This window comes from Morganella sp. Je.2.23 (assembly GCF_051129855.1).
In the GTDB taxonomy this organism is placed as follows: domain Bacteria; phylum Pseudomonadota; class Gammaproteobacteria; order Enterobacterales; family Enterobacteriaceae; genus Morganella; species Morganella sibonii.
The window spans coordinates 142,283-161,529 of the sequence record NZ_JBCPSQ010000002.1 but is presented as its reverse complement, the minus strand read 5'-3'; the positions used below and the strand labels follow the sequence as shown (position 1 = coordinate 161,529).

Genomic DNA, 19,247 nt, shown 5'->3' with positions numbered 1-19,247 from the left:
GCCCGGCTGTTTATGATACCGGGCGTTTGAGATTGCTGTAAAACAGGGTTTTTACTGTACCGGCGGTTCCGGTGTCACCATCATCCATTTTTTGGGTTTCAGCGAGTAATGTCCCGCTTTCAGTGCCGCCCATGCCGCCTGTTGATCGGCTTCAGAGGCATACTGAATATCCTGATAATCGCTCTCTGTCCAGACCAGCTTATCCGGCTCTCCCTCAGCAACTTCAGTGGTCTGCTGCCAGATCTGACAATACAGCGATGTATCGGAGTAACCGGTAATACAGACCACCGCCTCATCCTGTCCGTCTCCGTCCGCATCCGCCATAAATCCGAGACACTCCCCGTTCGCGGAGGTTTCCGTGCAGAACCAGCTGCGGGTAACATCCGGTTTTCCCTCCCACCAGGATTCCGGTAATTCCGGGCTGCCCGGTACTGTGAGCAGCACCTCCTGCAGCGTCCGGCGGTTATCCTGATCATAAGAGGAGTAGGTCAGTGCTTTACGATATTCCGGGTTGTCATTCAGCACGGTGAGTACCGCCTCTCCCCGTTTCCCCAGACCTTCCAGGGTATAGCGGATATCAGAGGTGACTTTGATTCTGCCCTTTTCAATACCGGCCAGAATACTGTTTGCCGTTATCTGTTTAAAATCTGCCAGCGGACTGCTGATCACCAGAATAACCGCCATCAGAGTCAGTAACCCGGCCTTGTTGACCGGCCCGAGCAGTTCCGCCCATCCGCTGCGTTTCCATAACAGTGCCACGCTGTACGCCAGCACGACCACCGCCAGAAACAGCGCGATACTGAATCCGTATAACCGATCCATACTCCAGCTGTATTGATTAACACGCACCAAAATGCCGTAAACCGACGACAGTGAAAAAACGTTCAGCAGCAGTACACCGGCCAGAACCAGCCCGCTGAGCCAGGAGCGGAAGCGCGGGACGCACTCATTGCCGTAAACCAGATTCAGCAGAATGATGTTCAGCGCGACAAACCAAATCATGGTGAATGAACCCAGCCCGCTGACACGGACGCCGGTCACCACGGATAACAGCAATCCGCCGGCGGCAATCACACCGATAACCGTCAGCAGCGGCAACAGCACCCGCGCCACATAGCCGGCAATTTTTCCGGTGCTGAAAGAAAAGACCGACCGGACAAATACCAGACTGACGTTAAACCCGAGACAAAAACTCAGCCAGTAATACAGAGAATCATCCAGCCACCCGCTGAGAAACTCCAGATTCACAATCCGGAACAGATAGACCGCCAGATGCAGCATGCCCATCACCAGCAGACCGATAAGCCCTGCCAGCGCACCCAGCACGGTATTTCTGACATACTGTTCCGTCAGCAGCGCATAATCCGGATTCCGTGAGCCGGATGACTGCCACAGCTGAAACCACGGCAGAATCAGCCAGAACAGCAATACCAGCAGGGGAATAAGCGAAGAAAGTTCACGGGTGTGGCCCGCCGTTGCCTCACTCAGATACCAGTAATTCATCCAGACACAGAGAGCCGCCGTCAGGACCAGCCCTGTCCAGAGAGCCGCAGAGGAAAACCGGTTGATCAGATAACTGAATACCGTCGGCACAAACAGCGCCAGCAGCATCGGCAGCCAGACCAGTGACCCCGGCAACTGCCATGAACTGCGGATCAGGTAATCGGATGTTGCATTCAGTGCAAGCCCCTGAAGGAGCGCCACCACAATAACAATAAAATAGACAAAACGGCTTGCCGGTACCGGGACCGTACTGTTTTTCATTCTGAAACCCCGTCAGTAATGGATGTTGCTGCCGGACAGCATAGTGCCCGTGCTGACACAACGATACCCCTCAGACTCTGAAAAAATAATAAAAAACCCCGGCTCAGCAGAGACGGGGTTCAGAGACAACGACTATGTCACGACTCAGGGACGATACACCTTCACATTGGTATAACCCTGCTCTGCCAGGTAAAGTGCCTGAAGACGGCTCATCACCCCGCGATCGCAATAAAGCAAATAGGTGGTCTCCGACGGTAAATCACCGAACTGAGTGCTGAGTTTGTAGAACGGCAGTGTGCGCACTTCGGTTCCCTCAATCTTCAGCGGGTGTGATTCCTGTTCATCCGGCGAACGGATATCCAGCACCACGTCAGAAGCAGACAGCTCAGACACCATCTCCACTTCAGTGACCTGCTGCTCACTCTGCTGCGCGATCACACGGATATCCATGTTCTGCGCGTTGAGCACCACATCATCCAGAATCGCGAAGTCGAATTTTTCTTCTTCGGCTTCGATTTTCTCTTTGACGGCTTTTACGGTCGGATTTTTTGAGATCACACCACAGAATTCCGGCATGGTACGGGCAAAATCTTCAGTACCGATCTGACGGGCAAGATTGATAATGGTTTCTTTGTCGTGTGAGATCAGCGGACGCAGTACCAGTGTATCAGTGGCATTGTCGATCATACGCAGGTTGGTCAGCGTCTGGCTGGACACCTGTCCCAGCGCTTCGCCGGTCACAATCGCCTGCACGCCGTAACGTTCCGCCACACGGGATGCCGCACGGACCATCATCCGCTTGAGCACCACGCCCATCTGGCCGTCATCCACTTTTTCCAGAATTTCCGCCACAACCGGCTCAAAATTCACGGCGACAAAACGGACTTTGTGCGAACTGCCGAAGCGGTTCCACAGGTAATGCGCCACCTGTTTCACACCGATTTCATGTGCCGCGCCGCCTAAATTGAAGAAGCAGTAATGAACACGGCAGCCACGGCGCATCAGCATATAACTGGAGACACCGGAGTCAAATCCGCCTGAGATCAGGGATAACACATCTTCCTGAGTCCCGATCGGGAAACCGCCGATACCTTCCAGACGACGCACCACAAGGATCAGTTTGTCATCTTCCACTTCCAGGTTCACCGTCACATCCGGATGCGTCAGTTTTACCTTCGCAGACGGAATATGCTGGTTCAGGCCGCCGCCGACATAACGTTCCAGCTCAATGGAGCTGAACGGATGCTTGCCGCGGCGTTTGGCGCGGACACAAAAGGTTTTGTTTTCCAGTGACGCGGCATACATCTCAAATGTCTGCTCATAGATATTATGCAGATCGGTAAATGCGCGCTCTTCCACCTGTAAAATATGGTGGATACCGGGAATGCGGGTCAGGCGGTCAGCCACGCCCTCACCAAGCTCTTCTTTCTTCACGCGGACTTCAAGATAGTCCCAGTGACGGACAACCGCCACATCTTCGGCCAGATCTTTAAGCACATTACGGATATTGCTGGTCAGAATTTTAATAAAGCGCAGGCGGACACTCTGGCTTTTGATGGTAATTTCAGGAAATAATTTAATGATAAACTTCATAACGGTTTACTGGCTATCGGCTTGATTTGCAAAGGACGGAGCAGCCGGTGTCGGGCAGCGGCAATCCCCGTTGATGAAATTGAAAGGCGGCAGTATATCACCATATCTCGATCTGCCCCGTAAAAATCGTAAATGAGGGGCACAATTTTCACTGAAAAGTGTAAACTAGGAATTATTTGCGACATAAATGCAACATCAGTGAAAAACAGACTATGACCAAAAAAACATCCGCAACGAAAACCGATGCACTGAGCTTTGAAGCATCACTCGATGCCCTTGAGGGGATCGTCACCCGTCTGGAAGCGGGTAATCTGCCGCTGGAAGAAGCCCTGGCCGAGTTTGAGCGCGGTATCGCACTGACCCGCACCAGTCAGAAAACCCTGATGGCAGCCGAACAGCGGGTACAGATCCTGCTGAATGATGATGAAAACGCCCCGCTGAGCGATTTTACACCTGAAAACGACTGACCGCCCGGATCGGCGGTTCCCTGTGTGAACGAGAATGACCATGTCTGAACAAACTCCCGAAACATTCCGCAACCAACTGACACAGGCCAGAGAGCGTGTTGATCACGTTCTTGATGAGATCCTGACCACTCTGCCGTTTGCCGCCACCGACATGGGCAAAGCTATGCATTACGGTGCCTTGCTGGGCGGCAAACGCCTGCGCCCGTTCCTGGTGTACGCCACCGGTGAGATGTTTGGTGTTGCCGCTGATAACCTGGATGCCCCGGCGGCGGCTATTGAGTGTATTCATGCCTATTCCCTGATCCATGACGATTTACCGGCCATGGATGACGACACACTGCGCCGCGGCAAACCAACCTGCCACGTCGCATTCGGTGAAGCGAATGCTATTCTGGCAGGCGATGCCCTGCAAACCCAGGCATTCGCTATCCTCGCGGCACGGCCGATGCCGGATGTGCGCCCGGAAGACCGTCTGGCGATGATCGCCGAACTGGCGGATGCCGCCGGTCTTGGCGGAATGTGCGGCGGCCAGGCACTTGATCTGGAAGCCGAAGGAAAAAACATCGGTATTCATGCGCTGGAACAAATACATAACCATAAGACCGGTGCTTTAATCCGTGCTTCCGTCCGCATGGGCGCGATGAGTGCCGGTGAAGCAGGCCGCCGCATGTTACCGGCTCTCGACACATACGCACAGGCTATCGGCCTGGCGTTTCAGGTACAGGATGACATTCTGGATGTTATCGGTCATACGGATGTGATCGGAAAAAGCCAGGGCAGTGACGCCGCTCACGGGAAGAGCACGTATCCGTCGCTGCTCGGGCTGAAAGCCGCTCAGGATAAAGCACAGGCGCTTTATCAGGAGTCACTGGCTGCGCTTTCACAGCTTGAAGAACATCATTACAACACAGCAACCCTGCGTGAACTTGCTAATTTTGTGATTGAACGTAACAGCTAATCCGTCCGGCACGTTCCGGTATTTTCAGAAACTTTAATAAGAATTAGTGAGCATTACATGAGTATTGATATCGCTAAATATCCGACTTTGGCACTCGTTGAGACGCCTGATGATTTGCGTCTGTTACCGAAAGAGAGTTTACCGAAACTCTGCGATGAACTGCGGCAATATCTGTTAAACAGCGTCAGCCGTTCCAGCGGGCATTTTGCCTCCGGTCTGGGGACGATTGAACTGACTGTCGCACTCCATTATGTCTATCAGACGCCGTTTGATAACCTGATCTGGGATGTCGGCCACCAGGCTTATCCGCACAAGATCCTGACCGGACGCCGTGACCGTATCGACACCATCCGTCATAAAAACGGGCTGCATGCCTTCCCGTGGCGCGAAGAGAGTGAATATGATGTCCTGAGTGTCGGTCACTCCTCCACCTCTATCAGTGCCGGTGTCGGGATGGCGGTTGCCGCTGCCCGCGAAGGACGTAACCGTAAAACCGTCTGTGTGATCGGTGACGGTGCGATCACCGCCGGGATGGCTTTTGAGGCGATGAACCACGGCGGGGATATCAAATCCGACATGCTGGTGATCCTCAATGACAACGAGATGTCCATCTCCGAAAACGTCGGCGCCCTCAATAACCATCTGGCACAACTGCTTTCCGGCAAGCTCTACACCACGCTGCGCGAGGGCGGAAAAAAAGTCTTCTCCGGCCTGCCGCCTATCAAAGATCTGCTGAAGAAAACCGAAGAGCACATCAAAGGCATGGTGGTGCCGAGCACGTTCTTTGAAGAGCTGGGCTTTAATTATATCGGACCGGTCGACGGACACGATGTGTTATCCCTGATCCAGACGCTGAAAAATATGCGTGATCTGAAAGGTCCTCAGTTCCTGCATATTATGACGAAAAAAGGACGCGGTTATGAACCGGCTGAAAAAGATCCGATCAGCTGGCACGCCGTGCCGCAGTTTGATCCGTCAACCGGCACACTGCCGAAAAGCAAGTCATCCAAACCGACCTTCTCAAAAATCTTCGGTGACTGGCTGTGCGAGGAAGCAGAACACGATCCGAAACTGATGGCCATCACCCCTGCCATGCGTGAAGGTTCCGGTATGGTGCGTTTCTCCAAATCCTTCCCTGATCAGTATTTTGATGTGGCGATTGCCGAGCAGCACTCTGTCACCTTTGCCGCCGGGCTGGCTATCGGCGGTTACAAACCGGTTGTCGCAATTTACTCCAGCTTCCTCCAGCGCGCCTACGATCAGGTGATCCACGACGTTGCCATTCAGAAACTGCCGGTGCTGTTTGCTATTGACCGCGCCGGGATTGTCGGCAATGACGGCCCGACACACCAAGGGGCGTTTGATCTCTCCTTCCTGCGCATCCTGCCGAACATGGTGATCATGACCCCGAGTGATGAAAACGAGTGCCGTCAGATGCTGCACACCGGCTATCACTACGGCAAAGGCCCTGTTGCGGTACGTTATCCGCGCGGCGGCGGTTGCGGTGCCACACTCCAGCCGCTGGCTCAGATTGAGATCGGCAAAGGTGTCGTCCGCCGTGAAGGAGAAAAAACCGCGATTCTGGTCTTCGGTACCCTGCTGGAAGAAGTGCTGAAAGCAGCGGAAAACCTGAACGCGACCGTGGTTGATATGCGTTTTGTCAAACCGCTGGATGAAGCCCTGATCCTGGAGATGGCAGCACGTCATGACACCCTGGTAACAGTCGAAGAAAACGCCGTTATGGGCGGTGCGGGCAGTGGTGTGAACGAATTCCTGATGGCACAGCGCAAGCCGGTGCCGGTGCTCAATATCGGCCTGCCGGACAGCTATGTGCCGCAGGGTGACCAGGAAGAGATCCGCAGTGATATGGGGCTGGATGCAGACCATATTCAGAAGTCCATCGAAGCGTATCTGACAAAAGCCTGATTACCTTTCTCCGGACACAAAAAACCCTGCATCACATCCGCAGGGTTTTTTTATGTCACTGATAACGCGTTTACGGTCTACTCTGCCGCAACTTTCACCGCAAAGTGATCAAACCCGCTCAGCGCCGGTTTCACTTCCTCACCTTTACTGAAATAGCGGATACCGTCACTCTCCGGCTTCATCTGCCCGATACAGCAGAAAGATGCACCGGTATGTGCCAGTGCCATTTCCAGCGCACCACGGTTGATTTCCGGAACCGTAAAGCACAGCTCATAATCCTCACCGCCGGCCAGCGCACGGGCAAGGGCCTGCTCCGGTGATGAACAGGCTTTCAGTGCCTCTGACATGGGTAAATTATCCAGTTCAATCCTGGCACCGCAACGGCTGGCTTTCAGGATATGGCCGAGATCAGAAATCAGCCCGTCAGAAATATCAATGGCAGAGGATGCAAGGTCACGCAGCGCCTGTCCCTGCAGGATACGCGGTTGTGGCCGCAGATGGCGTTTCAGCAGATAGTCTTTATGTGCCGGGTCTTCAGGCTGCAATTCATCCAGCAAAATTGCCAGTCCGGCAGCACTGTCACCCAGCGTGCCGGTGACATAGATCCAGTCGCCGTTACGGGCACCGGCGCGTTTCATCGCCCGCCCTGCCGGCACAAGACCGTGAACGGTCAGCGTCAGGCTCATCGGACCGCGGGTGGTATCCCCGCCGATTAACTGCATTCCGTAATAATTGAGTTGTTCGAAGAAGCTGTCACTGAATTCCCCCAGCCACTCTTCATCAATGGAGGGCAGCGTCAGCGCCAGTGAAACCCAGGCCGGATCGGCTCCGATAGCGGCCAGATCACTTAAATTCACCGCCAGGGACTTCCAGGCCAGATCACGGGCAGACACCGAAGGCAGAAAATGAATGCCGGACACCAGAGTATCCGTACTGACAGCAACCTGCTGTTTTTCCGCCACGGTCATCAGGGCACAATCATCCCCGATACCCAGTTCAACGTCCCGGCGGTAATAATGCTGCCGGTCAAAAAAACGCCGGATGAGATCGAATTCACCACAAGCCATAATCAGAAATTCCGCGTTCAGATAAAGACAAAAGGCCGGTTTTACCGGCCTCTTTTATATCATGTCATGTATGTCCGTGCATAAAGTATCAGATGATTACTTTCTGCGGGCATTTGGCGCGGCTTTATCGAGCACGCCATTGACAAATTTGTGGCTTTCTTCCGCGCCGAACACTTTCGCCAGTTCAATCGCTTCGTTGATCACCACTTTGTAAGGGATATCCTCACGGTAGCTTAATTCATACATCGCCAGACGCAGAACCGCTTTTTCCACCTGACCTAACTCCTCCAGCTGGCGGGAGAGGTACGGCGCCATCAGTGCATCAAGGCGCACTGCATTCGTTGCCGCGCCGAAGAGCAGCTCACGAAAATAGGCGACATCAACATCTTTGACATCCTGCTCTGACAGAAATTCTGATTCAACATCCGCAATGTTATTGCCGGATAACTGCCACGAATAAAGCGCCTGAACGGCACATTCACGAGCACGACGACGAGCTGCAGGTTTCACACATATCCCCTTACTAAAATCTAAATTCAGCCTTTGATGGCTTTAATCACATTGATCATTTCCAGCGCGGTCATTGCGGCTTCCGCCCCTTTGTTACCGGCTTTGGTTCCCGCACGTTCAATGGCCTGTTCAATATTTTCGGTGGTCAGCACCCCGAAAGTCACCGGAATCGAGCTGTTCATCGCGACGGCTGATAACCCGGAGCTGCATTCACCTGACACATATTCAAAATGTGCAGTGCCGCCGCGGATAACAGTACCCAGCGCAATGATAGCGTCATATTTTCCGGTGTCGGCCAGTGTTTTCACTGCCAGAGGCAGTTCATAAGCACCCGGCACCCAGACCGTTGTAATGTTCTCAGAGGAAACCTGACCGATACGCTCAAGCGCATCAACCGCACCGTCTAACAGGCTGTCGTTGATGAAGTTGTTAAAGCGGGCAATTGCGATGGCGATACGCGCACCCGGCGCACTGACAACACCTTTAATGACGTTCATAGCCTTTCCTTCTTACGAGTTTCATACTGCGGGGCGCGGATTTTATCACATTCTTTCCGTCACCGCGCCTGTGTTTTTCAAACTCCGGAATAAAATTTAAATTCCGGCGTAAATTCAGCGATTAATAAACCGGGATCAGCCGCAGGCGGAGATCCGGCCCGACCATCGTGCAATCGTCAATCCGGAACTGCGGCGCATCCCGCAAATGGGCAAGCGGCGGCAGTGTAAAGAGATCCTGCGCATCACTGCCCAGAATTTTCGGCGCCAGATAGAGCACAATCTCATCGGCCAGCCCGGCTTTCAGCAGCGCACCTGCCATATGTGAACCGCACTCTGTCCAGATATGGTTAATATTGCGCTTGCCGAGCTGCATCATCAGCAGAACCAGATCCACACCACTGCCGTTCTCCGGAAGAATAATTTCCTCAACATCGCCCTGCCAGTTATCGGGCTGAGAGGCGGTTCGTGCCAGCCAGCAACTGCCGGGTAACTGTGTGACACGATGCTGTGCGGTGACCCGCTGACGGCTGTCCGTGATAATCCGCACCGGCTGGCGGATAGCCGCTTCCGGATAACTCTGCTGCAACGATGCCGGGAAATCCGCATGACGGACAGTCAGACCCGGATCATCCGCCAGCACCGTGGCACTGGTGGATAAAATGGCTCCGGCCTGTGCCCGGAACTGCTGGACATCCTGCCGTGCAGCTTTTGAGGTGATCCACTGACTTTCGCCGTTGGCCAGGGCGGTTTTACCGTCAACAGACGCCGCCATTTTCAGCTGGATATACGGGAAACCGGTGCGCATCCGCTTAAAGAAGCCTTTATTCAGCGCTTCCGCTTCCTGCATCAGAACACCGTGACTGACGTCAATTCCGGCTTCGCGCAGTTTAAACAATCCGCGTCCGGCTACCTGCGGATTCGGGTCCTGCATGGCGGCCACCACCCGGCTGACCCCGGCATTCACCAGTGCCTCAGCACACGGCGGCGTACGGCCGTGATGACTGCACGGTTCCAGTGTGACATACGCGGTGGCACCGCGGGCTTTCTCACCGGCCATACGCAGCGCGTGCACTTCCGCATGCGGTTCACCGGCGCGCTGATGATAACCTTCGCCGACGATTTCGCCGTCGCGGACAATCACACAGCCGACATTCGGGTTCGGTGCCGTAGTAAAACGACCCAGCGCCGCCAGTTCAAGGGCTCGGGCCATATAGAATTCATCAGAATGCATCATGTTCAGTCCTGCAGGCGGGCAATTTCCTCGCCGAATTCACGGATATCCTCAAAACTGCGGTAAACCGACGCAAAACGGATATACGCCACTTTATCCAGCTTTTTCAGCTCGCTCATCACCAGTTCGCCGACAAACTTAGCAGAGACTTCCCGTTCACCGGTAGCCCGTAACTGTGATTTGATATGGCTGAGGGAGGTTTCGATATTGTCAGAACTGACCGGACGTTTCTCCAGCGCCTTTTGCATACCGCGGCGCAGTTTTTCTTCGTCAAACGGTTCACGGCTGTCATCACTTTTGATCACACGCGGCATAACCAGTTCGGCAACCTCAAACGTGGTAAAGCGTTCGTGACATTCCAGACACTGGCGGCGGCGGCGGACCTGGGAGCCATCACCCACCAGGCGTGAGTCGATGACTTTGGTATCAACGGCAGAGCAAAACGGGCAATGCATAAATTATCCTGCGGGTCAATGAACTGTCGCGGTAGTTTACCCTGTTTACACATAAAAAACACCCTGCATGCTTGCACATACAGGGTGTTTTCTGTTTTTCACGGCAGAAATTACGGCAGGATAGATTCCTGATCCGCACCTTCTTTTTCCACTTTCTGCACAATCAGGTGCTCACGCTTCATACCCAGTTTCAGGGCCAGCGCGGACGCCACGTAGATTGAGGAAATAGTACCGATAGACACACCGATCAGCATGACCAGTGAGAAGCCCTGCAGCATCGCACCGCCGAAGATATAGAGCATCAGAACCACTAACAGGGTGGTTGCCGATGTCATAATGGTACGGCTTAACGTCTGAGTCAGGGAAACGTTCATGATCTCATACGACGTACCACGGCGGATTTTGCGGAAGTTCTCACGGATACGGTCAGATACCACGATACTGTCGTTCAGTGAGTAACCGATAACCGACATCAGAGATGCCACAATGGTCAGGTCAATCTCAATATGGAATAACGACAGTACACCAAGGGTGATGATAACGTCATGCGCCAGCGCGATTACCGCACCTAACGCCAGACGCCATTCAAACCGCATCGCCACGTAAATCAGAATACAGATTAATGCCGCAATCAGCGCCATCGCCCCGGTCTGAGCCAGTTCCGCACCCACACTCGGGCCGACGAACTCGATACGCTTAACCACCGCACTTTCATCAATGTTTTTGTTGATCACATTGATAACAGTTTTACCCAGTTCCTGACCGGCAGCACCTTCTGCCGGCGGCAGACGCACCATGATGTCACGGCTGCTGCCGAAGTTCTGGATCAGCGGATCTTTAAATCCTGCCTGCGCGACGGTATCACGGATTTTATCCAGGTCAGCCGGCTGGCTGAAGTTAACTTCAATGACGGTACCGCCGGTGAAGTCCAGACCCCAGTTAAACCCTTTCACGCCGATGATTGCCACAGAGGCAATCAGCAGCAGCGCCGAAATGGTAAATGCCACGTTGTCCCAGCGCATAAAGTCATAGACTCTGCGGCCGTGGTTTAATTGTTCAACAGTATAATCCTGTGCCACAACGTGCTCCTTAAATAGACAGCTTATTAATACGTTTACCGCCATACAGCAGGTTCACGATGGCGCGTGTACCGATAATCGCTGTAAACATGGAGGTTGCCACACCAATGGCTGTCGTAATCGCAAATCCTTTAATCGAACCGGTACCGACCGCGTAAAGAATAACAGCGGTAATCAGTGTGGTTAAGTTTGCGTCGATAATACTTGAGAAGGCGCCTTTATACCCTTCATGGATCGCCTGCTGGACAGATCGGCCGTTACGCAGCTCCTCTTTGATACGTTCGTTTATCAGAACGTTCGCATCGACCGCAACCGCAAGGGTCAGCACGATCCCCGCAATCCCCGGCATGGTCAGCGTTGCACCCGGTAACAGCGACATCACCCCGACAATCAGGATAAGGTTCGCCAGTAACGCGCTGCTCGCGATCAGACCGAACTTACGGTAGTAGATCACCATGAAGAGAATTGAGGCCATCAGCCCCCACAGACACGCTTCCAGGCCCTGCTCGATATTCTGCAGACCCAGAGTCGGCCCGATGGTCCGCTCTTCCACAATCTGGATTGGTGCAATCAGAGCACCGGCACGCAGCAGCAGTGATAACTGACGTGCTTCATTGGCATTATCAATCCCGGTGATACGGAAGTTCGATCCTAAACGGGACTGAATATTGGCAATGTTGATAACTTCTTCATTTTTCTCAAGGATTGAGCGGCCTGCGGCATCTTTACGCCCGCTGTCTTTATATTCGACAAACAGGGTCGCCATCGGCTTATACAGGTTATCCTTGGTGAAATCGGACATGGTGTTACCACCGGTGCTGTCCAGCGAGATACTGACCTGCGGCTGACCGTATTCATCACTCTGTGATGTGGAGTCAGTAATATGGTCACCGGTCAGAATCACACGCTTGTACAGCGCGACTTTACGTCCGTCACGGGTGTATTTCACTTCGGTGTCGCCCGGGATACGGCCTGCATCGATAGCGGCAGGGTCAACAGTGCTGTTGACCAGACGGAATTCCAGCGTCGCGGTTGCGCCGAGGATTTCTTTCGCCCGTGCGGTATCCTGGATACCCGGTAATTCCACCACGATGCGGTCCGCACCCTGGCGCTGTACCAGCGGCTCAGCAACACCCAGCTGGTTAACACGGTTACGCAGGATAGTAATGTTCTGCATGACGGCGTAACTGCGCGCTTCACTTAAGCGCTGATCGCTCATCACGGCGGTCAGGGTACTGCCTGAACCATCTTTGAAAACTAAATCACGCAGGCGTTTTGATAACAGAGAGCTGGCTTCGGAACGTGAAGCATCATCACGGAAGCGGACTTCCACGCCGTAATCCGCAGATTTGCGGACAGAAGCGAACGGAATACTGTTTTCACGCAGCAGAGAACGGATACCATCCAGGTTCTGCTCCTGCAGTTTACCCAGCGCGGTTTCCATATCCACTTCCATCAGGAAGTGCACACCGCCACGCAGGTCAAGACCCAGTTTCATCGGCTCGCCACCGACGGCAGTCAGCCATTTCGGTGTTGCCGGGGCAAGGTTCAGGGCAACAACATATTGCTCACCTAAGCCTTTCACCAGCTCTTCACGGGCACGTAACTGGATATCAGGATTTGAGAAACGGGCAAGTATCACACCATTTTCCAGTGCGACCGACTTACTCGCGATCTGATCTTTTTCTAAAATGCTCCGGACCTGATCCAGGGTCTGTTCATTGGCGGCGGTTCCCCGCGCGCCAGTGATTTGAACAGCCGGATCCTCTCCGTACAGGTTTGGAAGCGCATAAAGCAAACCGATGAGGATCGCAGCGATCAGCATCAGATACTTCCACAAAGGATAACGGTTTAACACGGCAGTCCCTTCGGGAAAATCATACTACAGGAAGATTACAGCGCCTTCAGTGTACCTTTCGGTAAAACTGCTGCGACGAAATCACGTTTGATGGTTACTTCAGTTGTTTCGTTCAGTTCCAGAACGATGTAGCCGGTGTCAGACACTTTAGCCACACGACCGATCAGACCACCGGTAGTTAACACTTCATCGCCTTTCGCGATAGAGTCCATTAATTGCTTGTGTGATTTTGCACGTTTCTGTTGCGGGCGCAGGATCATGAAGTAGAAAATCAGCACGAATACGACCAGCATGATAATCAGAGACATCGGGCTGCCCTGAGAAGCTGCCGCACCTGTCGATGCTACTGCGTCAGAAATGAAAAAACTCATCAAACTATCCTCTTGTTATTCACATAATTATCAGGCAGATAAACCTGCCGGTGGTGCATCGCCTATGTTATACACCACCGGGTGATCCCGTTTCGGGGAAATCACTCACTTAACGGCGGAACGGGTTTCCCGATCCGCTGATAAAATTCAGCGGCAAATGCTTCCAGACGGCCTTCTTCAATGGCCTGCCGGATACCTGCCATCAGACGCTGATAGTAGCGCAGATTATGAATGGTATTTAAGCGCGCGCCAAGGATTTCATTACAGCGATCCAAATGATGCAGATAAGCACGCGTATAATTACGGCAGGTATAGCAGTCACATTCCGCATCCAGCGGCGATGTGTCTGATTTATACTTCGCATTACGGATTTTTACCACGCCGTCCGTCACAAACAGATGTCCGTTACGGGCATTACGGGTCGGCATCACGCAGTCGAACATATCAATACCGCGGCGCACACCTTCCACCAGATCTTCCGGTTTACCCACGCCCATTAAATAGCGCGGTTTATCTTCCGGGATCTGCGGACAGACATGCTCGAGAATGCGGTGCATGTCTTCTTTCGGCTCACCGACAGCCAGACCGCCCACAGCGTACCCATCAAATCCGATTTCCACCAGCCCTTTCACTGACACATCGCGTAAATCTTCGTAAACACTGCCCTGGATGATACCGAACAGCGCGTTCGGGTTACCCAGTTCATCGAAGCGATCACGGCTGCGTTTAGCCCAGCGCAGGGACATTTCCATGGATTTCTTCGCATAGTCCCAATCCGCCGGATACGGTGTGCACTCGTCAAAAATCATCACGATATCAGACCCGAGATCATACTGGATTTCCATCGATTTTTCAGGACTTAAGAAGATTTTTTCACCGTTGATCGGGTTACGGAAATGCACACCCTCTTCTTTGATTTTACGCATTGCGCCCAGGCTGAAAACCTGGAAGCCGCCGGAGTCAGTCAGAATCGGCCCTTTCCACTGCATAAAATCATGCAGATCACCGTGCAGTTTCATAATTTCCTGACCGGGACGCAGCCACAGATGGAACGTGTTGCCTAATAAGATTTGCGCACCGGTCTCTTTCACTTCTTCCGGTGTCATCCCTTTCACTGTGCCATAAGTACCCACCGGCATAAATGCAGGGGTTTCAACAACGCCACGATCAAAAATTAAGCGACCACGGCGCGCACGGCCGTCTGTCGTTTGCAGTTCATATTTCACAAAACCTCCGGCATCAGAAAAACAGTCTGATGATGTTGAATTAGCGGCAGTCAGTCAGCAGTCGCTGAAATCTGCCGGTTCAGTAATTTGTAGTATATCAGTCGTCGTGACCAACTTTTTCAAATTTCGCCTGCGGGTTGCGGGTAATAAACATCGCATCCCCGTAGCTGAAGAAACGGTAATGCTCACGTACCGCTGCCTCATAGGCCTGCATGGTGTGCTGATAACCGGCAAATGCGGAAACCAGCATAATCAGCGTGGATTCCGGCAGATGGAAGTTGGTGATCAGTGCATCCACCACCTGATACTCATATCCAGGGTAAATAAAGATTTGGGTATCATCAAAGAACGGTGCAATCAGTGCATCCTGTGCCGCTTTCGCCGCGCTTTCAAGAGAGCGCACCGACGTTGTGCCGACCGCAATCACTTTATTACCGCGTGCTTTACACGCCAGCACAGCATCAACCACGTTTTGCGGCACTTCCGCATATTCGGAGTGCATGATGTGATCTTCAATATTATCCACGCGCACCGGCTGGAATGTCCCTGCCCCGACATGCAGGGTGACAAAGGCCATTTCCACACCTTTTTCACGCAGTGCCGCCAGCAGCGGCTCGTCAAAGTGCAGTCCGGCTGTCGGCGCGGCGACCGCACCCGGCCGGTCATTATACACGGTCTGGTATAACTCGCGATCCGACTCTTCATCCGGACGGTCGATATAAGGCGGCAGTGGCATATGACCAATCTGATTGAGAATGGTCAGCACATCGCGCTCATCATCAAAACGGATTTCAAACAGGGCCCCGTGACGCGCCACCATCGTGGCATTTACGCTCTCATCTTCGCCCAGCAGGAGTTCCGCACCCTCTTTCGGTGCTTTGGATGCACGGACATGCGCCAGTACGCGATGCTCATCCAGCATCCGTTCCACCAGCACTTCAATCTTTCCGCCGGAGGCTTTGCGGCCGAACATTCTGGCGGGGATCACGCGGGTATCATTAAATACCAGCAGATCACCGGGATTGAGTTTATCCAGCACATCGGTGAAGATACCGTGGTTCAGTTCACCACTGACACCATCGAGTGATAACAGACGGCACTTGCTCCGTTCCGCCTGCGGATAGCGGGCGATAAGTTCGTCCGGCAGTTCAAAAGTAAAATCGGCAACACGCATGAGATTCTCGGTTTCATCTCAAAAAGAAAAACAGGCGCAATAGTCTAGTGCCCCGGTAAGCAGGGCGCAAGAAATAACCCGTCTGACGGCGGAATAAAAGGCTGCGGTATTATGAATTTTCTCGCACATCTCCACCTTGCCTCACTGGCAAACAGCAGTTTTCTCGGCAATCTGATGGCAGATTTTGTCCGCGGCGCGCCGGAAGACCAGTACAGCGCACCGGTCGCCGCGGGGATCAGGCTGCACCGGCGCATTGATACCCTGACCGATTCACACCCGCTGGTGCGGGAAGCCCGTCAGTTATTCCGCCCGGAATACCGCCGCTATGCACCGATCACGCTGGATGTGGTCTGGGATCATTTCCTCTCTCTGCACTGGTCAGCATTTGAACCGGCAGTCTCCCTGACAGATTTCACACAACACGTCCGTACAGTGATTGAGCCGCAGCTGGCTTTTACGCCGGTGAAGTTTCAGGAGCTGAATGAATTTATGTGGCCGCAGCGCTGGTTAATCCGTTATCAGGAAGTCCCCTATATCGGACAGGTGCTGGCAGGGATGGCAAAACGGCGTCCGAAACTCGCCGCTCTCAGGGAGACAAATCAGGATTTTACAGATAATTATCAGTCTCTTGAGGAGATTTTCTTCCGCTTCTACCCTCAGATGATGGATACCGTGACAAAGCCGTTTACAGCTCAGTAACGGTTTTTACGTTCATTCACACAATTAGCACTTGAACTTTACTCAAATAACTCTATCTTATTCGGGTAGCAGATAGAATAATGAACTATTGATAGGTAAAACCTATTATATTAATCGGTATTATGAACTTTAATACCGTCCCCGGATTCTTTATTCTGTCTGTTGTTTATTGCCATACTCTATATAATCTTACAGGAGTAAATTATGGTTCTGGTAACCCGTCAAGCCCCCGATTTTACAGCTGCAGCCGTTATGGGTAACGGTGAAATTGTTGATAACTTCAATCTGAAAAAACACCTGAACGGCCGTCCGGCTGTTATCTTCTTCTGGCCGATGGACTTCACTTTCGTCTGCCCTTCTGAGCTGATCGCATTCGATCACCGCTATGAAGAATTCAAAAAACGCGGTGTGGAAGTGATTGGTGTGTCTATGGACTCTGAGTTTGTTCATAACGCATGGCGTAATACTGCTATCGAAGATGGCGGTATCGGTCAGGTTCAGTATCCGATGATTGCGGATATCAAACATGACATCATGCGAGCTTACGGCGTTGAGTTTCCGGAAGCCGGTGTTGCTCTGCGCGGTTCTTTCCTGGTGGACAAAAACGGTGTTGTCCGTCACCAGGTCGTCAACGACCTGCCGCTGGGCCGTAACGTAGACGAAATGCTGCGTATGGTTGACGCACTGCAATTCCACGAAGAGCACGGTGATGTGTGTCCTGCTCAGTGGGAAAAAGGTCAGGAAGGTATGAATGCATCTCCGAAAGGCGTTGCTGACTTCCTGAAAAAGAACTCCGGCAAACTGTAAGTTCCGGTAGTTAAAAGCGTCGTAAAACCAGCCTGAGGGCTGGTTTTTTTATGCCTGAATCACGGGCAAAAAAATACCCCGCAATGCGGGGTATTTTTATAATCAGGGCTATCAGGCGTGTTTGTGATTTACTTCCGGCTCAGCGCCCATAAGGCGATCAACCACAATGGAAACCACCAGCACTGCCAGTGACGGCGCAAGCCATGCCAGGTCATATTTAAAGAACGGCAGTGACTCAATCCATGACGGCATATAAGAGCCGAACATTTTAGTGGTTTTCAGCGCGCCCATCGTTCCGATAATCAGGCTGACCAGCATCGCCGGCGCAATGACCCGTCCCGGCTTTTTCCAGAAACGCAGCGTGAAACTCAGCAGAATCAGCACAATACACGGCGGATAAATCGATACCAGTACCGGAACGGAGAATGCGATCAGCTTACTCAGCCCCAGGTTTGAAATCACCATGGAGAATGCACCGAGGATCCACACCAGTTTACGGTAAGAGATCGGCAGATAACGGCTGAAGAATTCCGCACAGGCACAGGTCAGGCCGATAGCGGTCACCATGCAGGCAACAAAAATCAGCACTGCAAGGAAGAAGCTGCCGTAGTTACCGAAGGTATACTGCACGTATTCATGCAGAATTTCCGCACCATCGGCAGGATTCGGGATAATCGATCCGCTGTTTTCCCCTAATTTGAACAGAGCCAGATAGACCAGCGTCAGCAGCACACCGGCAATCAGCCCGGCCCACATGGTATAGCGGGTCAGCAGCGAAGAGTTTTCCACCCCGCGCGAACGGGCGGCATTAACAATGACAATCCCGAATACCATCGCACCAAGGGTATCCATGGTCAGATAACCATTAATAAACCCGTTGGAGAACGCCATCTCTTTATAATCCGGCGTTGCCATAATGGCATCACCTGCCGGCCACATTACCGCAGCCACCCCGAGGATAGCCAGAGCCAGCATTTTAACCGGTGCCAGTACATGCCCGACGCTGTCCAGCAATTTCCCCGGATACAGGGAAATACCGATCACACAGGAAAAGTAGATCACACTGTAAATCAGCAGGGAAATATCAGATTCCCCGCCCACCAGCGGCGCGATCCCGATTTTATAGGAAACGGTGGCTGTACGCGGTGTGGCAAACAGCGGCCCGACGGACAGGTACGCCACAACGGCCAGCAACAGCCCGGCATATTTACCGACCGGTGTGCTGAGTGCCTCAATACCGCCGCCGACTTTTGCCAGAGCGATTACTGTCAGAACCGGTAAACCGACACCGGTGATCAGGAAACCGGCAGCTGCCGTCCAGACCATTTCCCCGGCCTGAAGACCAACCATCGGCGGAAATATGATATTTCCTGCCCCGACAAACAGCGCAAAGGTCATAAAACCTAAGGCTAAAATATCTCGTGAAGTTAAACGATGCGCCATATTATTTTTGTCTGCTACTGTTAATTTAACGTTAAATATTCAATAAAAATATCGGAAATAAAAATCCAACTCCCTGATCTGTCACCGGCGGCATCTCCTGCTGTTTTAACAATCTGTTAGCA

18 protein-coding genes are annotated in these 19,247 nt (G+C 52.7%); 5 read left to right on the top strand and 13 right to left on the bottom strand.

The annotated features are described in order from the left end of the window. Positions 1-51: 51 nt before the first annotated feature. Together AAZR23_RS11240 and thiI are read right to left on the bottom strand one after the other, a co-directional pair. Complete coding sequence (locus AAZR23_RS11240; RefSeq protein WP_434692642.1) at positions 52-1,764, bottom strand: DUF7057 domain-containing protein; 1,713 nt, start codon at positions 1,762-1,764, stop codon at positions 52-54. A gap of 144 nt (positions 1,765-1,908) precedes the next feature. Further along, positions 1,909-3,357 carry a tRNA uracil 4-sulfurtransferase ThiI gene (gene thiI, locus AAZR23_RS11235; RefSeq protein ID WP_434692639.1) on the bottom strand — a complete coding sequence of 483 codons (1,449 nt, stop codon included), beginning with the start codon at positions 3,355-3,357 and terminating at the stop codon, positions 1,909-1,911. Between the two features lie 212 nt (positions 3,358-3,569). On the opposite strand from thiI, the gene xseB reads away from it, so the two are divergent. The 3 genes from xseB to dxs are packed head-to-tail and all read left to right on the top strand — an operon-like array spanning position 3,570 to position 6,708. After that, the gene (xseB, locus tag AAZR23_RS11230; protein ID WP_004236437.1) at positions 3,570-3,824 is read left to right on the top strand and encodes an exodeoxyribonuclease VII small subunit; all 255 of its coding nucleotides are present in this window, start codon (positions 3,570-3,572) and stop codon (positions 3,822-3,824) included. Positions 3,825-3,864: 40 nt separating this feature from the next. Further along, positions 3,865-4,782, top strand: coding sequence for a (2E,6E)-farnesyl diphosphate synthase (gene ispA / locus AAZR23_RS11225; RefSeq protein ID WP_171819763.1), 918 nt, complete (start codon positions 3,865-3,867; stop codon positions 4,780-4,782). A gap of 57 nt (positions 4,783-4,839) precedes the next feature. After that, positions 4,840-6,708: a 1-deoxy-D-xylulose-5-phosphate synthase gene (gene dxs, locus AAZR23_RS11220; RefSeq protein WP_434692635.1), complete on the top strand. Its 1,869-nt coding sequence runs from the start codon at positions 4,840-4,842 to the stop codon at positions 6,706-6,708. 77 nt (positions 6,709-6,785) lie between these two features. Here dxs and thiL read toward each other — a convergent pair whose 3' ends face one another. The 10 genes from thiL to queA form a co-directional block, all read right to left on the bottom strand. Beyond that, complete coding sequence (thiL, locus tag AAZR23_RS11215) at positions 6,786-7,775, bottom strand: thiamine-phosphate kinase (protein WP_434692632.1); 990 nt, start codon at positions 7,773-7,775, stop codon at positions 6,786-6,788. A gap of 96 nt (positions 7,776-7,871) precedes the next feature. Continuing rightward, positions 7,872-8,285, bottom strand: a complete 414-nt coding sequence (gene nusB / locus AAZR23_RS11210; RefSeq protein ID WP_046893147.1) for a transcription antitermination factor NusB — start codon at positions 8,283-8,285, stop codon at positions 7,872-7,874. Between the two features lie 26 nt (positions 8,286-8,311). Then, positions 8,312-8,782: a 6,7-dimethyl-8-ribityllumazine synthase gene (ribH, locus tag AAZR23_RS11205; protein ID WP_004236430.1), complete on the bottom strand. Its 471-nt coding sequence runs from the start codon at positions 8,780-8,782 to the stop codon at positions 8,312-8,314. Positions 8,783-8,903: 121 nt separating this feature from the next. Continuing rightward, positions 8,904-10,013 carry a bifunctional diaminohydroxyphosphoribosylaminopyrimidine deaminase/5-amino-6-(5-phosphoribosylamino)uracil reductase RibD gene (gene ribD / locus AAZR23_RS11200; RefSeq protein ID WP_166709024.1) on the bottom strand — a complete coding sequence of 370 codons (1,110 nt, stop codon included), beginning with the start codon at positions 10,011-10,013 and terminating at the stop codon, positions 8,904-8,906. A gap of 5 nt (positions 10,014-10,018) precedes the next feature. Then, complete coding sequence (nrdR, locus tag AAZR23_RS11195) at positions 10,019-10,468, bottom strand: transcriptional regulator NrdR (RefSeq protein WP_046893146.1); 450 nt, start codon at positions 10,466-10,468, stop codon at positions 10,019-10,021. Between the two features lie 110 nt (positions 10,469-10,578). Further along, complete coding sequence (gene secF / locus AAZR23_RS11190) at positions 10,579-11,547, bottom strand: protein translocase subunit SecF (RefSeq protein WP_046893145.1); 969 nt, start codon at positions 11,545-11,547, stop codon at positions 10,579-10,581. Between the two features lie 10 nt (positions 11,548-11,557). Continuing rightward, entirely contained in the window at positions 11,558-13,405 is a 1,848-nt protein-coding gene (secD, locus tag AAZR23_RS11185; RefSeq protein ID WP_166708483.1) for a protein translocase subunit SecD, read from the bottom strand. 35 nt (positions 13,406-13,440) lie between these two features. Further along, on the bottom strand, positions 13,441-13,776 hold the full coding sequence (gene yajC / locus AAZR23_RS11180; RefSeq protein WP_046893144.1) for a preprotein translocase subunit YajC: 336 nt from the start codon (positions 13,774-13,776) through the stop codon (positions 13,441-13,443). 101 nt (positions 13,777-13,877) lie between these two features. Then, positions 13,878-15,002: a tRNA guanosine(34) transglycosylase Tgt gene (gene tgt / locus AAZR23_RS11175; protein ID WP_004240418.1), complete on the bottom strand. Its 1,125-nt coding sequence runs from the start codon at positions 15,000-15,002 to the stop codon at positions 13,878-13,880. A gap of 97 nt (positions 15,003-15,099) precedes the next feature. Next, entirely contained in the window at positions 15,100-16,176 is a 1,077-nt protein-coding gene (queA, locus tag AAZR23_RS11170; protein ID WP_107678515.1) for a tRNA preQ1(34) S-adenosylmethionine ribosyltransferase-isomerase QueA, read from the bottom strand. Between the two features lie 111 nt (positions 16,177-16,287). Here queA and AAZR23_RS11165 point away from each other — a divergent pair, with 111 nt between their 5' ends. Both AAZR23_RS11165 and AAZR23_RS11160 read left to right on the top strand, forming a co-directional pair. After that, positions 16,288-16,875 carry an ACP phosphodiesterase gene (locus AAZR23_RS11165; RefSeq protein ID WP_046893142.1) on the top strand — a complete coding sequence of 196 codons (588 nt, stop codon included), beginning with the start codon at positions 16,288-16,290 and terminating at the stop codon, positions 16,873-16,875. 204 nt (positions 16,876-17,079) lie between these two features. Further along, positions 17,080-17,682 carry a peroxiredoxin C gene (locus AAZR23_RS11160; protein WP_046893141.1) on the top strand — a complete coding sequence of 201 codons (603 nt, stop codon included), beginning with the start codon at positions 17,080-17,082 and terminating at the stop codon, positions 17,680-17,682. A gap of 111 nt (positions 17,683-17,793) precedes the next feature. Here the strand turns inward: AAZR23_RS11160 and brnQ are convergent, their stop codons facing one another. Next, complete coding sequence (gene brnQ, locus AAZR23_RS11155; protein ID WP_054423716.1) at positions 17,794-19,125, bottom strand: branched-chain amino acid transport system II carrier protein; 1,332 nt, start codon at positions 19,123-19,125, stop codon at positions 17,794-17,796. Between the last annotated feature and the right edge of the window lie 122 nt (positions 19,126-19,247).

Excerpts from the sequence above, each read along its gene's own strand:
- AAZR23_RS11240 (WP_434692642.1), bottom strand. The coding sequence starts at position 1,764 with ATGAAAAACAGTACGGTCCCGGTACCGGCAAGCCGTTTTGTCTATTTT.
- thiI (WP_434692639.1), bottom strand. The coding sequence starts at position 3,357 with ATGAAGTTTATCATTAAATTATTTCCTGAAATTACCATCAAAAGCCAG.
- xseB (WP_004236437.1), top strand. The coding sequence starts at position 3,570 with ATGACCAAAAAAACATCCGCAACGAAAACCGATGCACTGAGCTTTGAA.
- ispA (WP_171819763.1), top strand. The coding sequence starts at position 3,865 with ATGTCTGAACAAACTCCCGAAACATTCCGCAACCAACTGACACAGGCC.
- dxs (WP_434692635.1), top strand. The coding sequence starts at position 4,840 with ATGAGTATTGATATCGCTAAATATCCGACTTTGGCACTCGTTGAGACG.
- thiL (WP_434692632.1), bottom strand. The coding sequence starts at position 7,775 with ATGGCTTGTGGTGAATTCGATCTCATCCGGCGTTTTTTTGACCGGCAG.
- ribH (WP_004236430.1), bottom strand. The coding sequence starts at position 8,782 with ATGAACGTCATTAAAGGTGTTGTCAGTGCGCCGGGTGCGCGTATCGCC.
- ribD (WP_166709024.1), bottom strand. The coding sequence starts at position 10,013 with ATGCATTCTGATGAATTCTATATGGCCCGAGCCCTTGAACTGGCGGCG.
- nrdR (WP_046893146.1), bottom strand. The coding sequence starts at position 10,468 with ATGCATTGCCCGTTTTGCTCTGCCGTTGATACCAAAGTCATCGACTCA.
- yajC (WP_046893144.1), bottom strand. The coding sequence starts at position 13,776 with ATGAGTTTTTTCATTTCTGACGCAGTAGCATCGACAGGTGCGGCAGCT.
- queA (WP_107678515.1), bottom strand. The coding sequence starts at position 16,176 with ATGCGTGTTGCCGATTTTACTTTTGAACTGCCGGACGAACTTATCGCC.
- AAZR23_RS11165 (WP_046893142.1), top strand. The coding sequence starts at position 16,288 with ATGAATTTTCTCGCACATCTCCACCTTGCCTCACTGGCAAACAGCAGT.
- AAZR23_RS11160 (WP_046893141.1), top strand. The coding sequence starts at position 17,080 with ATGGTTCTGGTAACCCGTCAAGCCCCCGATTTTACAGCTGCAGCCGTT.
- brnQ (WP_054423716.1), bottom strand. The coding sequence starts at position 19,125 with ATGGCGCATCGTTTAACTTCACGAGATATTTTAGCCTTAGGTTTTATG.